Annotated in this window: 15 protein-coding genes; 7 read left to right on the top strand and 8 right to left on the bottom strand. The window is 72.3% G+C overall.

The window, feature by feature from the left end; all coding sequences use genetic code 11:
• The first annotated feature begins 91 nt into the window (after window positions 1-91).
• A complete protein-coding gene (gene fxsT / locus AB0F10_RS26785) occupies window positions 92-3,964 on the top strand; it encodes an FxSxx-COOH system tetratricopeptide repeat protein (RefSeq protein ID WP_360630596.1) in 3,873 nt (1,290 codons plus the stop codon).
• An 8-nt stretch (window positions 3,965-3,972) separates the two neighbouring features.
• On the opposite strand, the gene AB0F10_RS26780 is transcribed toward fxsT, so the two are convergent.
• The 7 genes from AB0F10_RS26780 to AB0F10_RS26750 all read right to left on the bottom strand — a co-directional run bounded on the left by AB0F10_RS26780 (window position 3,973) and on the right by AB0F10_RS26750 (window position 11,440).
• Window positions 3,973-5,775 carry an HEXXH motif domain-containing protein gene (locus AB0F10_RS26780; protein ID WP_360630593.1) on the bottom strand — a complete coding sequence of 601 codons (1,803 nt, stop codon included), beginning with the start codon at window positions 5,773-5,775 and terminating at the stop codon, window positions 3,973-3,975.
• Window positions 5,772-5,990: a hypothetical protein gene (locus AB0F10_RS26775; RefSeq protein WP_360630590.1), complete on the bottom strand. Its 219-nt coding sequence runs from the start codon at window positions 5,988-5,990 to the stop codon at window positions 5,772-5,774. The genes AB0F10_RS26780 and AB0F10_RS26775 overlap by 4 nt, the downstream gene beginning before the upstream one ends.
• A gap of 106 nt (window positions 5,991-6,096) precedes the next feature.
• On the bottom strand, window positions 6,097-7,179 hold the full coding sequence (locus tag AB0F10_RS26770) for an effector-associated domain 2-containing protein (RefSeq protein WP_360630587.1): 1,083 nt from the start codon (window positions 7,177-7,179) through the stop codon (window positions 6,097-6,099).
• 64 nt (window positions 7,180-7,243) lie between these two features.
• Window positions 7,244-7,693, bottom strand: a complete 450-nt coding sequence (locus AB0F10_RS26765) for a tetratricopeptide repeat protein (RefSeq protein WP_360630584.1) — start codon at window positions 7,691-7,693, stop codon at window positions 7,244-7,246.
• Between the two features lie 123 nt (window positions 7,694-7,816).
• Window positions 7,817-10,012: a xanthine dehydrogenase family protein molybdopterin-binding subunit gene (locus tag AB0F10_RS26760; RefSeq protein WP_360630582.1), complete on the bottom strand. Its 2,196-nt coding sequence runs from the start codon at window positions 10,010-10,012 to the stop codon at window positions 7,817-7,819.
• Window positions 10,009-10,989, bottom strand: coding sequence for a xanthine dehydrogenase family protein subunit M (locus AB0F10_RS26755; protein ID WP_360630579.1), 981 nt, complete (start codon window positions 10,987-10,989; stop codon window positions 10,009-10,011). The genes AB0F10_RS26760 and AB0F10_RS26755 overlap by 4 nt, the downstream gene beginning before the upstream one ends.
• A gap of 4 nt (window positions 10,990-10,993) precedes the next feature.
• Window positions 10,994-11,440, bottom strand: coding sequence for a (2Fe-2S)-binding protein (locus AB0F10_RS26750; RefSeq protein ID WP_360630615.1), 447 nt, complete (start codon window positions 11,438-11,440; stop codon window positions 10,994-10,996).
• Between the two features lie 369 nt (window positions 11,441-11,809).
• On the opposite strand from AB0F10_RS26750, the gene AB0F10_RS26745 reads away from it, so the two are divergent.
• Both AB0F10_RS26745 and malQ read left to right on the top strand, forming a co-directional pair.
• Complete coding sequence (locus tag AB0F10_RS26745; RefSeq protein WP_360630576.1) at window positions 11,810-12,700, top strand: helix-turn-helix transcriptional regulator; 891 nt, start codon at window positions 11,810-11,812, stop codon at window positions 12,698-12,700.
• A 132-nt stretch (window positions 12,701-12,832) separates the two neighbouring features.
• A complete protein-coding gene (malQ, locus tag AB0F10_RS26740) occupies window positions 12,833-14,776 on the top strand; it encodes a 4-alpha-glucanotransferase (RefSeq protein WP_360630573.1) in 1,944 nt (647 codons plus the stop codon).
• Between the two features lie 23 nt (window positions 14,777-14,799).
• On the opposite strand, the gene AB0F10_RS26735 is transcribed toward malQ, so the two are convergent.
• The gene (locus AB0F10_RS26735; RefSeq protein ID WP_360630570.1) at window positions 14,800-15,372 is read right to left on the bottom strand and encodes a nucleotidyltransferase family protein; all 573 of its coding nucleotides are present in this window, start codon (window positions 15,370-15,372) and stop codon (window positions 14,800-14,802) included.
• Between the two features lie 241 nt (window positions 15,373-15,613).
• Between AB0F10_RS26735 and AB0F10_RS26730 the strand changes: the two genes are divergently transcribed.
• The 4 genes from AB0F10_RS26730 to AB0F10_RS26715 all read left to right on the top strand — a co-directional run bounded on the left by AB0F10_RS26730 (window position 15,614) and on the right by AB0F10_RS26715 (window position 20,002).
• Entirely contained in the window at window positions 15,614-16,012 is a 399-nt protein-coding gene (locus AB0F10_RS26730) for a TOBE domain-containing protein (protein WP_360630567.1), read from the top strand.
• A 318-nt stretch (window positions 16,013-16,330) separates the two neighbouring features.
• The gene (locus tag AB0F10_RS26725) at window positions 16,331-16,789 is read left to right on the top strand and encodes a (2Fe-2S)-binding protein (protein WP_360630564.1); all 459 of its coding nucleotides are present in this window, start codon (window positions 16,331-16,333) and stop codon (window positions 16,787-16,789) included.
• On the top strand, window positions 16,782-19,178 hold the full coding sequence (locus tag AB0F10_RS26720; RefSeq protein WP_360630561.1) for a xanthine dehydrogenase family protein molybdopterin-binding subunit: 2,397 nt from the start codon (window positions 16,782-16,784) through the stop codon (window positions 19,176-19,178). Before AB0F10_RS26725 ends, AB0F10_RS26720 begins: the two co-directional genes overlap by 8 nt.
• Window positions 19,175-20,002: an FAD binding domain-containing protein gene (locus AB0F10_RS26715; RefSeq protein ID WP_360630558.1), complete on the top strand. Its 828-nt coding sequence runs from the start codon at window positions 19,175-19,177 to the stop codon at window positions 20,000-20,002. Before AB0F10_RS26720 ends, AB0F10_RS26715 begins: the two co-directional genes overlap by 4 nt.
• The last annotated feature ends 40 nt before the right edge of the window (window positions 20,003-20,042 follow it).

The following is a 20,042-nucleotide window of genomic DNA, read 5'->3' as shown; positions in this document are numbered from 1 at the left end:
ACTGCCACCGCGCATGTGGTGACGCCGTTCGCCCTGTGCTGTCCGAAGGCCCGCTGCGCGAAGCCCCCCTGCCCGGGATGGCGATCGCACCATGACGGACGGTTCCCTCACCCGCGCTCCCACGTCGGCCGCACCGGCGCGCCTGCCCTCGGGTCCGTGGCCGGTCGCGATCCTCGTGGTCGACGACGACCCCGTCATGCAGTTCTGGTCGACCGAGATCGCGGCGCTCGAGTCGCGTCTGGAGACCGAGGGCGGGTTCGTCTCGGTGGAGACCTGCGCCCTCGTCGTGGGTGCGGACAACGAGCTCGCCATAGCCGGTCGCCCGGAGGGCCCCCGCGCCCTGGCCGCCGGGCCCACCGGCCCGCGCGCGGTCTTCCTCGTCACGCACGGGCGGTCGCGCTCGTGGCGCCGCGGACGGATCGGCGGGCTGCTCGCCGAATGGGCCCGCATCGGCATGGCCGCGGTCGTCAATCTCCTCCCCCAGCAGCGCTGGCACGACCAGGGCCTGCGGGTGTCGGAGGTGCTCTGGAGTCCCGCGGAGCCGCCGATTCCGACGGCGTCGACCCCGTGGCGGCTGTCCGGGCTGGATCTCCGCTCGGCCGCGGAACGGGACCGGGACGCGGGCAAGACCGCGGTGCCGATCCTCGAGCCGGGAGCCGATTGGATCCGCCGGTGGGCACGGCTCGCGGGCCGGACGCCGGAGGGCGCGGTCAGCACGCCCGCCCTGCTGGTCCCGCCCGAGGGCGACCCCGAGCAGTCCGGGCTCGACGTCCGGGCGCCGGCGTTGGTGGCGAGGTTCCGTGCGACCGCGTCGCCGCAGGCCGTCGCGCTGGCGGTCCGGCTCGCCGCCGCACCCCTCAACGCGCGGATGATCAGGGCCCTGCAGCGCACGGTCGCGCATCCCGACCTGGTCCATCTCACCGAGGTCCTGACCAGCGACCTGGTCCGCCAGGTCCGTCAGGGTACGGGCAGCGACGACACCCGCATCGTCTACGACTTCGTCTACGGCGTGCGCCCGGCCCTGCTCAGCAGCGCCTTCCGGGACCGCATCATCGAGGTGCAGCACGTGGTCGAGGGCGAGCTGGCGCACGACGTGGAGGCCGCCCGCCAGCTGACCCTGCGGATCAAGGATCCGCGACATGCCGAGTACGGCCGCGTCACCCCTGCCGCGTTGCCCTTCCTCCGGGTCGAGCTCGCGGTCCACCTCGCACTGGGCGGCCCCAACCTGGACGCCGCCCGACGCCTGGGCCGGGCCATCGGTGAGCCCGTGCCGCCCCAAAAACTCCAGACCTCCCCCCGACGGGCATCGCCCGGTTTTCACATGGAGTCCGCTATGTCTGAGATAACGTCATCCAAAGGTTCGCCGAGTTCGGCCAGTAGCGGGCCGTTGACGTCAGATCTCGGGCACGACGCGGAAGGGCACATGCTTGCCACCACCGAGCGTTTGCGGACAGCGCCCCGCGACGCTACGAGGCTGCCGGCCGTCGTGGGTAACCTGCCGCTGCGGAATCCCAACTTCACCGGCCGGAGCGACCTGCTCGAGGCCCTGCACCAGCGCCTCCGCGCGGGCACCACGGCGGTGCTCCCCGAGGCCGTGCACGGCGCGGGCGGCGTCGGCAAGTCCCAGCTGGTCATCGAGTACGTCTACCTGCACCAGCAGGACTTCGACCTGATCTGGTGGATCCCGGCGGAGCGGCCCGCCCAGATCCAGTCCTCGCTCGCCGAGCTCGCCGAGCGGTTGAACCTTCAGGTTCCGTCGACCGCCAACACCGCGGTGCCGGCGGTCATCGAGGCGCTGCGCGTCGGCCGTCCGTACTCCAATTGGCTGTTGGTCTTCGACAACGCCGAGAATCCCGATGCCGTCGAGCGCTTCTTCCCCAAGGGCGGCCCCGGCAGCATCGTGGTCACGTCACGCAACCCGAACTGGGCAGGAAAGGCCAGCACATTGCCGGTGGACGTCTTCGAGCGGCAGGAGAGCATCGAGCTGATGCGCCGCCGCGACACCGCGCTGACCGTGAAGGACGCGGACAAGCTCGCCAACGTGCTCGGCGACCTGCCGCTGGCGATCGAGGCGGCGGCGGCGTGGCGGGCCGAGAACAGGATGACCGCCGCGGACTATCTGGTCCGGCTCGAGGAGAGCCAGCGCGAGCTCGACGAGGAGACCTCCGCCGCCGAGGTCGACTATCCGGCGCACGTCGCCGCGGTCTGGAACATCTCCCTCAACGGCCTGCGTGATCGCGAGCCGTCGGCGCTGCGGCTCCTGCAGCTCTGTGCGTTCTTCGCGCCCGAGCCGATCGGCAAGGTGCTGCTCTCCAAACCGCGCGGGCTGGAGATCGACCCGAACCTCGATCCGCTGGTGCGCAACGCCGCCCGGCGCGACCAGGCGATCAAGACCATCAGCAAGCTGGCGCTGGCGCGGTTCGACCACCGCACGGGGTCGATCCAGATGCACCGCCTGGTTCAGCTGGTGCTGATCAACCAGATGGACCCGGACACCCGCGAGGCCATGCGGCACAACGCCCACCTGTTCCTCGCCGGCAACGACCCGGACCAACCCGGGGAGCCCGAGCACTGGACCCGCTACGCGGAGCTGTACCCGCACATCATCGCCTCCAAGGCCGAGAATTCGATGGATGATCTCGTCCGGGACATGGTCTCCAACGAGGTCGAGTACCTGTGGCGGTGGGGTGACCACGTCGAGGCCCGCAACCTTGCCCAGCGCGCCTACACGGTGTGGCTGGAACAGGCCGAGGAGACCGATCTCAAGACGCTGCTGCTGGCGTTCTGGCTCGGCTACCTGAACTTCGTGGTCGGCGACTACGCCGCGGCGGCCCGGCTGAACGCCCGCACCTACGAGCTCTACCAGCAGGTCCTGGGCGAAGGGGCGGAGGAGACCCTGCGCGCGGCGGGCGCGGTCGCGTCCGACGCCCGGGTGGTCGGCGACTTCACGAGCGCGCTGGAACGCTCGCAGAAGGTGTATGAGCAGACGGCCGAGAGCATGGGAGACGACGTTCCGTTCACGCTGAGGGCGGCACACAACCTCGCGGTGAGCATGCGGCTGTCCGGGCTGTACGGCCGCGCCCTCCAGCTCGACCAGCAGACGTACGTCCGGTGGGTGCAGACCTACGGCACCGACCACACCGAGAGTCTCAACACCAACGGCGGCATCAACCTGGACCGCCGCGAACTCGGCGACTACGTGCAGGCGCACGCCGACCAGGAGAACGTCGTGGCCACCGCGCGCCAGATGCTGAAGTACGAGGACCATCCCGACCTGCTGCGCCAGAGCCACCAGCTGGCCAGCTTCCGCCGCAAGGCGGGCCGGCACGTGGACGCCCTCGAGCTGTCGAGCGACGTGCTGCGCCGCTATCGCAACCGCTACGGCGCGGAACATCCGGACTCGGTGCTCGCCCTGCTGACCGTCTCGATCGACCAGCGGGTGACGGGCGACCTGGCGGCGGCACGTGAGTCCGGCGAGAAGGCGATCGAGAACCTGACGGCGCTGTACGGCGACGCCCACCCGCACACCGCGGGCGCGAAATCCGACCTGGCCGTCACCCTGCGGCTGCTCGGCGAGCACAACCGGGCCCGGACGCTGGACATCGAGGCGTTGGAGGCCCTGACCGGGCGGCTCGCGCCGTCACACGCGCTGGTCCTGTCCGCGCGGATCAACCTGGCGAGTGACCACTTCGAGATGGGTGCTTACGAGGAGGCCCGGCAGCTGGACGCCGAGAGCTTCGACGTGTGCGAGAAGACCCTCGGCTCGGGCCACCCCACGACGCTGGCGTGCGGCGTCAACCTCGCGATGGACCTGCGGGGGCTGGGCCAGGTCTCCGAGGCGAGCGCGCTGTTCGAGCGGATGATGGAGGGGTTCCGGACCTCTCTGGGCGAGGGGCACCCGGCCACCAAGGCGGCCGGTGCGGGGGTTCGGGCCAACTGCGACATCGACCCCCTGCCGCTCTAGCCGGCGGGTCAGGCCAGCCGCCAGCCCTCCGGTCGCGGCGTGCCCAGGACGTCCTCCGGCAGTTGGCGGCCGAGCCACTCGGCCGCCGCGAGCGGGTCGGCGCCCGACCGGGTCATGGCCAGCATCAGTTCGGGCCGCCCGAGCAGGGCACGGCGGGCCGGACCGGCATCGCCGTCCAGGGTCAGGCCGAGGCCGGCCAGGCCGTGCGCGTCGGCCGGGTCGTCGCGCAGGGCGTCCAGATAGGCCGACCGGGCCCGCGCGGTCCGGCCGCGGACGAGGTCGACGTCGGCCGCCGTGGTGCCCGTCACCGCGGCGCCGGCGGGATCGCCGGTTGCCAGCCAGTGGCGGGTGAGCACGGCCCGTCCGTCCAGCCGGCCGATCCTGGGCTGGGCCACCACCGCCTGATCCGGATCGGACACCACGGTGTCGGGCGCCGGCTCGCCGGCCCGGAAGGCCGCGGTCAGCTCCGCGCCGCGCTGACGTGAGACGGGCATGCAGCCCGCCCGCCACAGCGCATGGTGGTCGAGTGCCATCGCCTCGGCGCGCGGGTCGATCCCCGCCGGCACCGGCTCGGACTGCCAGGACAGCAACCGCGCGCGCAGCGTCTCCACGAATCCCCGGCCGTGCCCGGTCAGGTGGTCGCTGGCGGCCAGCACGCCGGCGACACCGAGGACCTGCCGGCGCCACAGCGCGAACTCGAACTGGGCGAGCGGCGCCGGGGCGCCCTCCCGGTGCACGCGCCAGAAGTCGGTGACGCCCGCGAACGCGTACAGGCCCTGCAGGAGGCCGTTGAGTGGCCTCGGGTCGTCCCGCCAGCCGGCGTAATACCGGCGCTCGGACACATCCTCCACAAGGGTCAGCAGGTGCAGCAGGGCGCCGAGCTTGAGGTGCTGTCCCTCGTGGACGAGCGTGACGGCCAGTTCGGTGGCGTCGTGCGGCTCGGACAGGAAGATGCCGCCGAACGCCTCGGCGCTGGAGGCCGACGTGGGGCGGTAGGGCGCCTGACGGGGGCCGGGTGCGAGCGTCCGCAGGCTCGCCGCGAGCGCCGGTGCGCGCTCCGGCTGCTCCGCGACCAGCAGGCGCCACGCGCCGGTCAGCATGTCCCGCCAACGATCGATCTCGGACACGCTTAGCGGCCGCGGCGGCGCGGGGCCGACCAGATCGCGGTAGATGTCGCGATCGAGCAGGGTCAGGTCGAGGCTCAGCCCGTCCGCCTCGGCCCTGACGCGGACCGGCTCGTACCATCCCGGATCGTCCCGGCCGGCCCGCACGGTCAGCGCTCCGTCGTCCAGCTCCAGGATCCGGCCGTCGCCGCGGGCCACGGCGACATGCGGGTGCCCGTCGGGGAACGTGGCGGCGCCCACGGTAGGCAGGCCGACGGTGCCGTACCGGACCGGGACGGTCAGCTCGAAGGTGAGACCGGCGCGGACGGCGCAGGCCACCGCGACGGCATGCAGATAGCCGACGTCCGCCCACAGCGGATCGGCGTGCTCGAACCCGTGGATCCGCCGCAGCGTGAACGCCGCCCAGATGCCGACCTGGGGCTGGGCCAGCACGTCCTCGCAGGCGTCCGGGCCCGCCTCGTAGGCGCGTGCCAGCAGCTTCCAGGCGTCGTCCACCGGCGCCAACGGCCCGGTGACGTCGGGCAGCGACGTGCACTCATCCAGCAGGCCGCGCAGCAGCACCAGCCGCCAGCTGCGCTCGGTGCGCCAGAACGGCTCGACGGCCTGCCTGTCGCCGCCTCCGCCGGCCAGGAGGCGGAGACGGTCCGGATCGATGAGGTGTTTGGACGGCGCTGTCTCCGCACTCAACCGGCGAGATCTTCCGGTGCGGGGCCGGGCACGTCGGGAGGACCCGTGAACGACGGGTTGTAGCCGCTGATGCTCTGCCCCGAGTCGGCGATCCGGCCCCGGACCCGCTCGATGGCAGCGGTCATGCCGGAGAGGTCGGCGGAGCGCAGGGTCGCCACGTTCTCCGTCGAGAGGTCAAGCAGCTCGGACTCGATTCCGGCCGAGTTCTCGTCCATCCGCGATAGCCCTCCAGGACGGGGGATGTCGGTAGCCATCATCGCCCATCTCCTGAGCGCAACGGAAGCGTTACGTGCAGCAACCCCGAGTTTCATCGGATTTTGTCTATGAGATGAGTCTCCCCGCCGCCGCCGCGAGCTGGTCGACCGCGGCCTCGTCGGAGGAGTAGAAACGGACCGCCTCGACGAGTTCCCGCAGGCCACCGGGGTATTTCAGGCAGCCCCTGAGCACGCCGACCGCGTCGGGCCTGGCCTTGCGGCTGCGGTCCATCGAGCCGTACACGGAGATTCGAATCAGGGAAAGGATCTTTTCGCGGTCGTAGGGGTCGCGGAACTCCTCGATCCCGAGCAGGGCGTCAACCACCGGGGCCAGCTGTTCCGGTGTCGGCGCGGTGATCGTCCGGCGCGGGGCGGGGGCGCCGGCCCGGCGCAGGAGCTGGCCCTCGTTGCCGATGCCGTGGCGGTACCAGAGGTAGGTCGGGGTCTGGTCGAGCCTGCCGCCCGCCCTCAGGATCGTGAAGCGGGCCTCCAGCGCGTCGGTCAGCCGCTTCGGGTCGGTCAGCAGCGCCAGGCCGCCCTCGTCGACCAGCGTGAGCACCTCCCGGCTGAACAGGCCGGTACGTGACCGGTCGAGGTTGACGGCGCCCTGGCCGTACCCGGCGGCGACGTAGACGTCCTGAGCGCGCCCCTGCACCGCCTTGCCGTCCTTGAAGGTCTCGTGGCCCCCGGCGTGCGGACCGTGCACCTGACACGCGTCGATCACCCACACCTGGCGGCCGAGGGCCGGCACCTCGTCACTGCTGAAGCGGCGCAGCAGCGAGTCGAGATCGAGATCTACCGGGTCGTCGTGGGTGGCCTCGGGGTAGAGCAGCCGGCGACGATGATCGAGATCGACGTAACCGTGCCCGCCCCACAGCACGTAGAGAGTGGATTCCCGGGCGCCCGACAGCTCCCGCACGAACACCTCGCGGACGGTGGCCCGGTCGGCGGGCCGGCAGACGACCCTCTCGGGCAGGGCCGCGGCGGCGGGCTGTGGCGTGGCGAGCACGGTGATCTGCTCCGGCGGCACGCCCTGGGCCACGAAGAACCGGGCGAACCGGATGGCATCGTCGACCGGACCTTGGAGGGACCACGCCGGCCCGCCCTGATATTCGTCGATCCCGACGAGCACGACCCGAGCGTCCGTCACCCCACCGACAATAGGCGGCCGGGGCAATTGAGCCCAGAAATCCGGTTCGGGCCGGCGCCTGCCGTCAGCCCCCGGAGCCGGTCCCGAGCAGGCCCTTCACGGCGGTGCGGGTGCGGATCGATCGCCGAGCGAGGTTCCGGGCGGCCGGAACCCGTTCGGTCATGAGCAGACCCCAGGTCAGCAGCGCCAGCGTCCCGGCGTTGCCGTGATCACGGGCCGGCCCCTGCCGGGCGTCCTCGTGCGGCCGAACCCGGTCCCTCAGGGCGACCCGCGCGATGGCCCGCATCCGGTACGCGACCGGATCGTCCGGATCAAGCGAGACGGACCGGTCGGCCGCGCCCACCGCGTCGCGTGACCGGCCGAGGCCGATGAGCGCGCCCGCCAGCAGATGCCAGGCCCGGGCGTCGTCCGGATGCTCGCCGAGATGGTCGTCGAGCAGGGCCCGGCCGCGCGCGAACTGCCCGCACAGAACGAACTCCCTGGCCTGGTCCACGACGTCTTCGGTGATCTCCACACGCGCACAATAGTGATCGTCGATGCCCGTGGGAAACCACACCGGAACCACCGCCCGGGGGGTCAGCGGGGCGGGATGCCGGCGCCGTTGCTGTGCAGCGGGTCGCACCGGGCCTGATCCCCGTTACTGCAGCATCTCCGCGGTGATCGGCAGCTCGCGGACGCGCCGGCCGGTGGCGTGGAAGACCGCGTTGGCGATCGCCGGGGCGACACCGACGTGTACCAGTTCGCCGAGTCCCTTGACGCCGAGCGGGTCGGCCTCGGGGTCCTCGCCGCGCACGTAGATCGCGCGCAGCGCCGGCACGTCGGCGTTGACCGGGACGAGGTAGTCCGCGAGGTTGGCGTTGGCGATCCGCCCGTCGCGGGGGTCGGTGACGGTGTGCTCCAGCAGGGCCGTGCCGATGCCGCCCACCATGCCGCCGATGGCCTGGCTGTCCGCGAGCACCGGGTTGATGATGCGGCCGGCGTCGTAGACCCCGAGCATCCGGCGGACCCGGACGATGCCGAGGCGCGCGTCGACCGCGACCTCCGCGAAGGTGGCCGCGTAGCCGTAGAACGAGTACCGGGCCTCGCCCGTCGGCGGCTCGAACGAGCCGGCCGCCTCGAGATGGTCGCGTCCCGCGCGGTCGAGCAGCCGGCGGTACGTCTCCCCGCGGGCGGGCTGGTCCCGCACCGACAGCCGCCCCCGCCGCACGACCACCTTGCCGGGGTCGGCGCCGTACAACGGCGAGCGCGGATCCCGCACGGCGAGGGTGACCGCCTGCCGGCGGATCCCGTCGCAGGCGTCCTTGACGGCCGAGCCGACGCTGGCCATGGTCGCCGATCCGCCGTGCGGCGGCGCGAACGGCATCAGCGAATCGCCGAGGCGGAACCGCACCCGGTCCATGTCCAGGCCGAGCACGTCGGCGGCGACCTGCGTCATGGACGTGTAGGTGCCGGGGCCCATGTCGCTGGTGGCGGCCTCGACCACGGCGGTGCCGTCCGCGTCGAGCCGCGCCCGGCTCTGCGCGGGGTAGCGGGCCGTGTCGTAGACCCCGGCCGCCATCCCGGTTCCGATCAGCCAGTCGCCGTCGCGGGTCGAGCGGGGCGCGCGGGGCCGCTCGCTCCAGCCGAACTCGCGCGCCCCGGCCAGCAGGCACTCGCGCAGCCGCCGGGTCGAGAACGGCAGCCCGGTGGACTCGTCCTCGGTGGGCTCGTTGCGGTGGCGCAATTCCACCGGGTCGACGCCCACCCGGTACGCCACCTCGTCCATCGCCGACTCGATGGCGTACGCCGCGTTGGCGTACCCCGGGCCGCGCATGTACTGCGGGGTGCACACGTCCAGCGGCACGGTGGCGTAGTGCTGGCTGACGTGCGGCAGGCTGTAGAGCACCTGCCCGGTCGCCAGGATGCTCTCGACGAAGTTCTCGTACCGCGAGGTCTCGGCCCGGATGTCGTGCGTCATCGCCCGCAGCCTGCCGGTGCGGTCGGCGCCGATCCGCAGCCGGTACTCGTACGAGGGGCGGAAGCCGGTGCCGAAGTACATCTGCCGCCGGCTGAGCACCAGCTTCACCGGCCGGCCCAGCTCACGCGCGGCGAGCGCGGCGATCGGCGCGTGCGGCCAGCAGCGCAGGCTGGTGCCGAAGCCCCCGCCGACGTACGGCGACAGCACGCGCACCGACGCCTGCGGGATGCCGAAGACCGCGGCGAGCTCGAACTGGGCGGCGAAGATCCACTGGGTCTTGTCCCACACGGTCAGCTGGTCGCCCTCCCAGCGGGCGATGACGGCGTGTGGCTCCATCGGGTTGTGGTGGTTGCGCGCCGTCCGATAGGTGACGTCCAGTCGTACCGGCGCGTCGAGCAGCGCCTGGCCGGCGTCGCCGCGGGCGTAGGTGATGGGTTCGTTGGCCGGCGCGGACGCCAGATCGAGCGACGGCGTCTCGGCGTCGTAGCCGATCCGCACCAGGGTCGCGGCGTGCTGGGCCTGTTCCAGCGTTCCGGCGACCACGACGGCGACCGGCTGGCCGAAGAAGTGGACCCGGTCGTCCTGCAGGGCGTGCAGCCGCTCGCCCTGCGCCGGGTTGTTCGGCAGGGGGTTGGCCAGGTACGGCAGCCGGGGCGCGTTCCGGTGGCTGATCACCGCCCGCACGCCGGGCAGCGTGACCGCGACGCTGGTGTCGACATCGGTGATACGGCCACGGCCGATCGTGCTGTCGACGATGACCGCGTACAGCACGTCGCCGACCTGATGGTCGGCCGCGTACCGGGCCGCGCCGGTCACCTTCAGCCGGCCCTCGACCCGCGGCCTCCCGGATCCCATGGACACTCGCGGCTGAGTCATCGCCCACCTCCCACAACCCGAAGCTGACGCGCCACGGTCCGCTTCAGCAGGTCCAGCTTGAATGCGTTGTGTCGCAGCGGCTGCGCTCCCTCGGCGGCCCGGCTCGCCGCGCGCTCCCACAGGCCCGCCGACGGGCGCTGCCCGACGAGCGCCCGCTCGACACCGTTCAGCTTCCATGGCACGGTGCCCACTCCCCCGGCCGCCACGTTCGCCTCGCGGATCACCCCGTTGTCGATGTGCAGCGCCACCGCCGCCGAGGTCAGGGCGAACTCGTACGACTGGCGGTCACGGACCTTCAGGTAGCCCGACGTCAGCGGCCGCGGGTGCGGCGGGATGTCGATGGCGGTGACCAGCTCTCCGGGTCGCAGGTCGTGCTCGCGCTGCGGAGTGCCACCCGGCTCGAGGATGAACTCGCCGATCGGTACCTGCCGCGTCCCGGCCTGCCCGAGCAGGCGCACGACGGCGCCGAGGGCGCACAGCGCCACGGCCAGGTCCGACGGGTGGGTGGCCACGCACGCCGCCGAGGTGCCCAGGATCGCGTGGGTGCGGTTGAAGCCGTCCCGGGCGGCGCATCCGGTGCCGGGCTCGCGCTTGTTGCACGCCGCCGAGACGTCCCGGAAGTAGCCGCAGCGGGTGCGCTGCAGGATGTTGCCGCCCAGGCTGGCCATGTTGCGCAGTTGCGGGGACGCGCTCAGTTCGAGGGCCTCCGACACCACCGGGTACGCCGTGCGCACGAGCGGGTGCCGGGCGGCGTCGGACATGCGTACCAGGGCGCCCAGCCGCAGCCCGCCGCCGGGAAGGGCCTGGATGGTGCGCAGCGGCAGCGCCTCGATGTCGACGAGCTCGCCGGGACGCTCCACGGTCTCGCGCATCAGATCCACAAGCGTGGTGCCGCCGGCGAGGTACCGGCCGCCACGGGCGCCGGCCGCCAGCGCGGCCCGCACCTCGGTGACCTTGGTATAGGCGAAGGGGTACACGGGGTCACCGCTTCCCGGCGGCCTGTTCGACCGCCTTCACGATCTTGGGGTAGGCACCGCACCGGCAGATGTTGCCGCTCATCCATTCCCGGATCTCGGCCGCCGACCCGGCGTGGCCCTCCCGGAGGCAGGCCGTGCCGGACAGGATCTGCCCCGGCGTGCAGAACCCGCACTGGAAGGCGTCCTGATCGATGAACGCCTGCTGCAGCGGCGTGAGGTCGTCGCCGTCGGCGAGGCCCTCGATGGTGGTCACCTCGGCGCCGTCCAGGCGCACGGCGAGGGTGAGGCACCCGTTGACGCGCCGGCCGTCGACCAGCACCGTGCAGGCCCCGCACGCACCCTGGTCGCAGCCCTTCTTCGTGCCCGTCAGCCGCAGATCCTCACGCAGCAGATCCAGCAGCGAGGTCCGGGTGTCGACGGTGAGCCGGTGCCGTTCGCCGTTCACCAGCAGGGTGACGGCGCGCGACGGGACGGCCTGCGGCGCCGGCGATTCGACGGGGGCGCCGACCGCCTCGTCGGGCAGCAGGCCGGTGGCGACGGTCGCGCCGCCGACGACGGCCGTCGAGGCGATGAACGTCCGCCGGGACAACGGTGTGGCCGGAACTTGACTGATCACATCCACTCCCTCGAAGTGGTGACTTCGCATCAGGTAACCAGTCCCGGCCGAAACGATGGGTACCCTGTCGATGCGCTCCCCGACAGGGCACCCCTCTGTTCGGCTTTTCCTCTTGACACGGGTATCGGCGAAGTCCGCGCCGACAGATGCACAGGTGCACCGGCACCGCGTCCCGGCCGGCGCGATCCGTCATACCGTCGATGGGTGAACAACCGAGCCGCCGTGCGTGACTTTCTCACCACCCGCCGCGCGAAGATCACCCCGGAGCGGGCGGGACTGCCCGCCGCCCGGCAGCGCCGGGTGCCCGGCCTGCGCCGCAGCGAGGTCGCCGCGCTGGCCGACGTGAGCGTCGAGTACTACGCCAGGCTGGAACGCGGCGCGCTGGCCGGGGTGTCCGCCGGCGTGCTCGACGCGATCGCCCGCGCCCTGCAACTCGACGACGCCGAACGCGCCTACCTGCTTCATCTCGCCCAGGTGGCCAACGGCAGCAACGCGCTGCTGCAGCCCCGCCGGCGGCCCAGGCCGTGGACCGTGCGGCCCACCCTGCAGTGGTCGCTGGACGCCGTCGCCAGCCCGGCCATCATCGTCAACAGCCGGCAGGACCTGCTCGCCGCGAACCTGCTGGGCCGGGCCATGTACGACGACGTCTTCCACGGCCCGGGCGGCGGCGCGCCCAACCTCGGCCGCTTCACGTTTCTCGACGGCACGGCCCGCCGCTTCTACCGCGACTGGAACCACGCCGCCGACATGACGGTCGCCAGGCTGCGCACCGCGGCCGGCAAGAACCCGCACGACACGGGCCTGCACGACCTGGTCGGCGAGCTGTCCGCGCGCAGCGAGGAATTCCGCCGGCGCTGGGGATCGCACAACGTCCGCCCGTACGGCGCCGGCGTCAAGACGATCCGTCACCGCGTCGTCGGCGACCTGGAGCTCGCGTACGAGTGCATGGACCTGCGCGCCGAGCACGACCTCGCCCTGACCATCTATACCGCCGAGCCCGTCTCGCCGACCGCGCACGCGCTGACGCTGCTCGCCGCCTGGGCACCCGTCGGCCGGCCGGCCGCAAGGCAGGACAGCCTCGACCGGGGTGCGTAGTGCACGGCCCGAGTGTCGGGAGTACACGGTCAAAAGCTCGGAGTGCGGGCCAAGGCGGTGCACCCGATTGCCCGATCGGCACCGGCGGGAAACGGTGTGCCTGCAGGATCGAACCCGCGGCGGAGGAATCTCATGGACACGGAGCTCGAGGCACTGGCCCAGGCGCACGGAGTCGCCACCTGGTACGAGGACTGGCACCACAAGCGCAGGGACGTGTCCGCCGGGTCCGTGATCGGCGTCCTGGGGCTGCTCGGTGTCGATGCGAGCACGCCGGAAGCCGTCCGGCGCGAGCTGACCGAGGTGCGGCAGGCGCAGGCCGAGCAGCGCCTGCCGGGTACCGTGATCGTCCGGCAGGGAAAGGGACGTGAGCTGCCCGCGCCGGGAACGATCACCCTCGAGGACGGCTCGAGGCTCGAGGTCGCGGCGGTCCCGGAGGATCTGCCGCTGGGCTGGCACCGGCTGGCCGCCGGCGGCCGGGAGGTCACGCTGGTCGTGGTGCCGGCCGAGCTGCCCGAGCCGCCGAAGACCTGGGGCTGGATGCTCCAGCTCTATTCGCTGCACTCGGCCGCGTCCTGGGGCATGGGCGACATCGGCGACCTGCGGACCTTCGTCGAGAACAGTCGCGGCGCCGGGCTGGTCCTGCTGAACCCGCTGCACGCGGTCACCCCGACCGGGCCGATTCCCACCTCGCCCTACTCGCCGTCGAGTCGGCGCTTCGCCAACCCGCTCTACCTGCGGGTGGCCGACACCGCGGCGTACCGGCGGGCCGATCCGGCGCTGCGCGCGCGGGTGGACGCGCTGCGGCCGGCGCCGGCCGCGGACGGGCTGATCGATTACAGCGGCGTCTGGCGGGCCAAGGCGGCCGCACTGCAACTGCTCTGGCCGCTGGCGGAGGAGGTGGACCTCAACGCCGACCCGGAGCTGACGGACTTCGCGGTCTTCTGCGCGCTGGCCGAGGAACACGGTGCCGACTGGCACGACTGGCCCGAGGAGCTGCGACGGCCCGACTCACCGGCGGTACGGGCGTACCAGAGCGAACGGATCGCCTTTCACGTCTGGGTGCAGCAGCTGGTCGACGAGCAGCTCACGGCGGTGAAGAGGCTCGCGCACGAGTGCGGCATGCCGGTCGGCATCGTGCACGATCTCGCCGTCGGCATCGACCCCGGCGGGGCCGACGGCTGGCTGCTGCAGGACGTCCTCGCCCAGGGCGTGCACGCGGGCGCACCGCCGGACGCGCTGGCCCAGCTCGGGCAGGACTGGGGGCTCGCCGCCTGGCGGCCCGACCGGCTGATCGCGACCGGGTACGCGGCGTACCGGGACATGCTCGTCCGGATCTTCCGGCGGGCCGGCGGCCTGCGGATCGACCATGTGGCCGGGCTGTGGCGACTCTGGTGGGTTCCACCGGGCATGGGCGCCGACGGCGGCACCTACGTGCACTACGACCCCGAGGCGATGCTCGGGATCCTGGCCCTGGAGGCGCTGCGGGCCGGCGCCGCGGTGGTCGGAGAGGACCTCGGAACCGTGCTGCCGGCGATCACCGACGGGCTGGAGCGCACCAACATGCTCGGCTCGGCCGTCCTGTGGTTCACCCGCGACGACACCGACCCGTCGGAGGGTTACCTGCCGGCGGCCGAGTACCCGCGCAACACCATGGCCACGATCTCCACCCACGACCTGCCGACCGCCGGCGGCTTCCTGATCGGCGAGCAGGTCCGGGTCCGTGCCGAGCTGGGCCAGCTGGCCGGCAGCGTCGAGCAGGAGTGGACGAACGCGAGGAAGGACAGGGCCCAGTTGCTGGCCCGGCTGGCCGCGGAGGGGCTGATCACCGCGACGAGCACGAACGAGGAGATCGTCGTCGCGATGCACGAGTTCCTCGCCCGCACGCCGAGCCGCTTCGTCCTCGCCTCGATGTACGACGTCCTCGGCGAGCTGAAACAGCCCAACCTTCCGGGCACGAGTGACCAGTACCCGAACTGGCGGATGCCGCTCGCGGCGAGCCTGGAGCAGATCGTCTCCGATCCCCGGTTCGTGCGGATCGCCGCGGTGCTGGCCAAGAGGTCCGGGATGCCCGGCTGACGGGCCGAACGCCGCTCGGTGCGTCATCCGTGGCGCGCCGCCTGCTCCGGGGTGTCCAGGTCGAAGTCGTCGGCCACGTCGCCCACCGGGATCACCCGCAGCCGGCCGTCGTTGGCGCGCAGGTAGTCCCTGGCGCCCCGGTCGCCGGTCGCCGAGGCGGCCACCCCGGCCCAGTGTTCGCGGCCGAGGAGCACCGGGTGACCGCGGCGCTCCCGGTATCCGCCCATCGCCAGGGTGGCCGGGGTCGCGTCGCGGCCGATCCGGCGTACGGATTCGGGGGTCACGCCGGGCATGTCGACAAGCAGGACCATCGCCGCGCCGGCCGGGTCGTCGCGCAGCGCGGCCAGGCCGGCGCGCAGCGAGGACGCCATCCCGGATTTCCACCGCGGATTCTCGGCGAAGTCCAGCTCCGGCGCCGCGGCCCGGACCCGGTCGGCCTCGGCGCCGATCACCACGACGATCCGCCCGCAGCCGCCCGCGGTCAGGGTCTGCGCCGCCCGGCGGACCAGCAGGCCTCCACGGAACGTCACAAGCGCCTTCGGCGTGCCGTAGCGGCTGCCGGCTCCGGCGGCGAGGACCAGACCGGCAATCTCCACCGGCCGGGGCCTCCCGGCGGCGGAGGCCGGCGCGCGGGCTCCATCCCGGTCCACGGACCTGTCTTCGACCGTCACCCTCGCAGCCTATGGAGGCCGGGGTGCCTCGGGAAGTGGGCCGGCGCGCGGAAGCCCGGCGCCCTGTCCACAAGGGAAAGCACGGCAGCCGGTGACCTGACGTAGTACGGCCGAAGACGCCGCGACGCATTCACCAGGATGCCGTCGCGGCACTAGGTTGATCGGAATGACGGCGTACCGGATCGGCGAAGCCGCCGCCCTGCTCGGAGTCAGCGGAGACACTGTGCGCCGGCTGGTCGATGCCGGAAAGCTGGGTGCGGTCCGCGGTGACAACGGGCACCGCTACATCTCGGGCACCGAGCTGGCGAGGTTCGCCCGGTCCCAGGCCGAGCCGCCCGGCGACGCGTCGCAGCGCTCCTCGGCGCGCAACCGGATGCGCGGCATCGTGACCGCCGTGACCCGGGACTCGGTGATGGCACAGGTGGACATCCAGGCCGGGCCGTTCCGGGTGGTGTCGCTGATGAGCCGGGAGGCCGCCGACGAGCTCGGCCTCGAGGCCGGGTCCACGGCGGTCGCCGTGATCAAGTCGACAAACGTGGTCGTGGAACGAGGGGACGACAGATGAGGGCACGGCTGCTCCCCTGAGCAGACGCGTTCCCGCCCCCTTGCCGGCTTTGCCGCACCGGCCGACCCGGGCGACGGCCGCCGCCAGCACGTCGTTCCCGGACGGTTCACCGGGATTGATCGACCGGACTTGACGGAGCCGGATCGACTAGTTGCCGGGACCCGCCTGAGGGCCCCGAGCGGAACTCGGTGCGGATGCCCGCTCACCTAGCGTCGCGGTACACAGTCTTCAGCTGACCATGTGTCGCGACGTCAGATCCTCGTGCGGCGCATGTTCCCGTGCCTGGTATGGGGGTTCGGTATGCACATCTCCCTGTCCGTGAATGATCGAGCGACCGAGTCCGAGGTCGAACCTCGGGCTCTGCTCGTCGACTATCTCCGTGAGGACCTCGGCCTCACCGGGGCGAAGGTCGGGTGCGACACCGGCCAGTGCGGAAGCTGCACCGTGCTGATGGGCGGCCGGGCCGTCAAGTCCTGCGCGATGCTGGCCGTCCAGTGCCAGGGCGCCGAGATCACCACGATCGAGGGCGCCAACCCCGCGACCGGGCTCACCGATCTGCAGGAGGCGCTGTGGACGCAGCACGGGGTCCAGTGCGGGTTCTGCACTCCGGGCATGGTCCTGGCGCTGCAGCAGCTGCTCGCCGACGAGAAGGTGCTCACCGAGGAGCGGGTCCGGCGCGAGTTGGCCGGCAACCTCTGCCGGTGCACCGGCTACCAGAGCGTGGTCCGGGCCGTCCTCTCGGTCGCCGGCCAGAACGGCGGGCCGGTCGATGAGTGAGCAGGTCCTGGGTTCCCCGGTCAAGCCCCGCGAGGATCCCGCGCTGCTGCGCGGCGAGCGGGAGTACACGGCGGACCTGGTCCGGCCCGGCATGGTCCACATGGAGTTCCTGCGCAGCGAGCACGGTCACGCGCGGATCAGGTCCATCGACACCGCCGCCGCCCTGGCCATGCCCGGCGTGCTGAAGATCGTCACCGGGCCGGACCTGGAGGGGCACCTGATGCCGCTGCCGTGCATCTGGGTGCCCGGTGGCGTCGAGAGCCACTTCCCGCCGCACCCGTACGGGCTGCCGGGCGCCGGCACCGCGCTCGCCACCGACCGGGTCCGCTTCATCGGCGATCCGGTCGCCGCGATCGTGGCGGAGACCAGGGCGCAGGCCGCCGAGGCCGCCCGCGCGATCAGGGTCGAGTACGAGGTCCTGCCGGCCGTGGTGACACCGCAGGCGGCCCTCGCCGAGGGCGCGCCGCAACTCCACGACGCCGTACCCGGCAACCTGAACGCGCTCTGGAGCTGCGGCGACGCCGCCGGGACCGACAAGGCGATCGCGGACGCGCCCGTGGTGGTCGACCTCGAGCTGCACAACCGCCGTACGATCAACAGCCCACTGGAGCCGCGCGGTGCCCTCGGTGAGTACGACGCGAGGACCGGCGACTACACGCTCACGGGGACGAGCCAGTCCCCGCACAACCACCGGTTCCTGCTCGCCGCCCTGGTGCTCGGCATCCCGTTCACCAAGCTGCGCATCGTCTCCCCGGAGATCGGCGGCAGCTTCGGCACCAAGGGCTACCTCTACCCCGACATGCCGCTGGTGCTTCACCTCGCCAAGGAGGTCGGCCGGCCGGTCAAGTGGACCGACGACCGGTACGGGCTGATGCGCTCGACCGTGCAGGGCCGCGACCACCGGCAGTACGCCAAGATCGCGGGCACCCGGGACGGGAAGATCACCGCGCTGCGCTGCACCAGCTACGCGAACCTGGGCGCGTATCCGTCGACGATCGGGCCCGGCGTCGCGACGGCCCTGATGGGCCGCAGCATCACCGGCACCTACGACATCGAGCACGCCTTCTGCGAGGTCTACGCGACCTTCACCAACACGGTGCCGCTCGGCGCCCAGCGTGGTTCCGGCCGCGCCGAGGCCACGTTCCTGACCGAGCGGCTCGTCGACCGCTTCGCCGCGACCATCGGCATGGATCCGGCCGAGGTGCGGCGGCTGAACATGATCAAGCCGGAACAGCAGCCGTTCGACAACCGGATGGGCTGGCTCTACGACTCGGGCGACTACCGCGAGACGCTCGAGATGGCGCTCGAGAGGGCGGGTTACGCCGACCGCGAGGCCACCAGGCGCAGCGCGCGGGAGCGCGGCAAGCTGCTGGGTTACGGCCTGGCGTCGTACGTGGCCGTCTGCGGCGTGGGCCCGTCGCCCCGGATCGCCAAGGAGGGCATGCTCGGCGGCTCGTGGGAGAGCGCCAACATCCGGGTGCACCCGGACGGCGAGACCACGCTCACCATCGGCGTGACCACCACCGGGCAGAGTCACGAGACGACGTTCGGCCAGATCGTCGCGGAGGAGTTCGGCGTCGACCTGGGCACCGTCCAGGTGCTGCACTCGGACACCTTCCGGGCGCCGTACGGCCAGGGCACCTACGGCAGCCGCAGCTTCAGCGTCGGCGGGCCGGCGGTGCGGCTCGCCGCCCGCAAGGTCGTCGACAAGATGCGCGCGGTCGCCGCGCACCAGTTCGGGGTGTCCCCCGAGAAGGTCGTCTACGAGGGCGGCAAGGCCTTCGTCCCGGGCTCGGAGGACAAGGCGAAGACCTTCTCCGACCTGGCGATGGCCATCTGGTACGGCTGGGATCTGCCCGCGGGCATGGAACCGGCGATCGATGAGACCTCCGTGTTCGACCCGGCGGACTTCAACTATCCGTACGGGGCGCACGTCGCCATCGTCGAGGTGGACGAGGCGACGGGCGCGGTGGATCTGGTGCGCTACATCGCGGTGAACGACGTCGGCGTGGTCGGCAACCCGCTGGTGGTGGACGGCCAGATCGAGGGCAGCATCGTGCACGGCGTGGGTCAGGCGCTGATGGAGGTGGCACGCTACGACGAATCGGGGGCGCTGCTGACCGACAACCTGGACAAGTACGCGATCCCCCGCGCCTACGACGTGCCGTTCTTCGAACTCGATCGCACCGAGACCCCCACCCAGCACAACCCGCTAGGCGCCAAGGGCGCCGGCGAGGCCGCAACGGTCCCGGTGGCGGCCGCCGTCACCAACGCGGTCTGCGACGCACTGGCGGGCCTGGGCATCACCCACCTCGACATGCCGCTCACCCCGGAGACGGTGTGGCGCGCGATGAACGAGGCCACCGTCGGCAAGGGGGAGAAAAGATGATCATGACCAAGTTCGACTATCTGGCACCGACCTCCGTGGAGGAGGCTGCCACAGCGCTCGCACCGGCCGGCGCCCGCGCCCTGTCGGGCGGCCAGGGCCTGCTCACCGCGATGAAGCTCGGCCGCACGTCGCCCGCCACGCTTGTCGACCTGGGACGCATCCCGGAGCTGGCGGGAGTGCGGCTGCAGCCCGACGGAGGGTTGCGGATCGGGGCCACCACCACGCTGACCGACCTGGCGCTGGCCCTGACCGACCCGACGCCCGGTTACGCCGCGCTGTTCGCGGCGGCGAACGCCATCGCGGACACCCAGATCCGCAACCGGGCCACCGTGGGCGGTTCCCTGGCCGACCGGTATTCGCCCTCGGATCTCGCGGCCGCCCTGCTGGTACTCGCCGGCCGGGTCCACGTCGCCGGCCGGACCGGCCGACGGATCGTGTCCCTGACCGACTTCTACACCCCGGACGGCCCCGTGCTGACCGGGTCGGAGTTCATCGTGGCGGTCGAGGTGCCGGCGCCCGAGGACGATCTGCGCACGGCGTACGTGCGCATGACCGACCGCGCGACGTTGAGCCCGGTGGTCGGTGTCGCGGTGGCGATCACCGGAGCCCGGGCCCGGATCGCGGTGACCGGGGCCACCGCATGGCCGAGGCGGATCCCGGAGGCCGAGGCCGGGGTCGGGGCACGGCCCGGCCACCCGGTCGACGACGTCGGCCCGGACTCCCGGTTCCGCGACGACGACGTCGCCTCGGCCGCCTACCGGGCGCACCTGACCCGGGTGATCGCCGGCCGGGCGCTGGCGCGTGCCGGGGCTCGGGATGCGTGAGGTCCTCGACGACCTGCTCGACTGGTGGCGCGGCGGCGAG

Origin of the sequence: Actinoplanes sp. NPDC026623 (genome assembly GCF_040638275.1) — a bacterium.
Taxonomy (GTDB): Bacteria; Actinomycetota; Actinomycetes; order Mycobacteriales; family Micromonosporaceae; genus Actinoplanes.
This window is presented reverse-complemented; position numbering and strand designations above follow the sequence as displayed.

Bases quoted from the DNA above. Each gene is read 5' to 3' on its own strand.
- AB0F10_RS26775 (WP_360630590.1), bottom strand. From the start codon at position 5,990: ATGGACGAGAACTCGGCCGGAATCGAGTCCGAGCTGCTTGACCTCTCG.
- malQ (WP_360630573.1), top strand. From the start codon at position 12,833: ATGGACACGGAGCTCGAGGCACTGGCCCAGGCGCACGGAGTCGCCACC.
- AB0F10_RS26715 (WP_360630558.1), top strand. From the start codon at position 19,175: ATGATCATGACCAAGTTCGACTATCTGGCACCGACCTCCGTGGAGGAG.
- AB0F10_RS26720 (WP_360630561.1), top strand. From the start codon at position 16,782: ATGAGTGAGCAGGTCCTGGGTTCCCCGGTCAAGCCCCGCGAGGATCCC.
- AB0F10_RS26730 (WP_360630567.1), top strand. From the start codon at position 15,614: ATGACGGCGTACCGGATCGGCGAAGCCGCCGCCCTGCTCGGAGTCAGC.
- AB0F10_RS26760 (WP_360630582.1), bottom strand. From the start codon at position 10,012: ATGACTCAGCCGCGAGTGTCCATGGGATCCGGGAGGCCGCGGGTCGAG.
- fxsT (WP_360630596.1), top strand. From the start codon at position 92: ATGACGGACGGTTCCCTCACCCGCGCTCCCACGTCGGCCGCACCGGCG.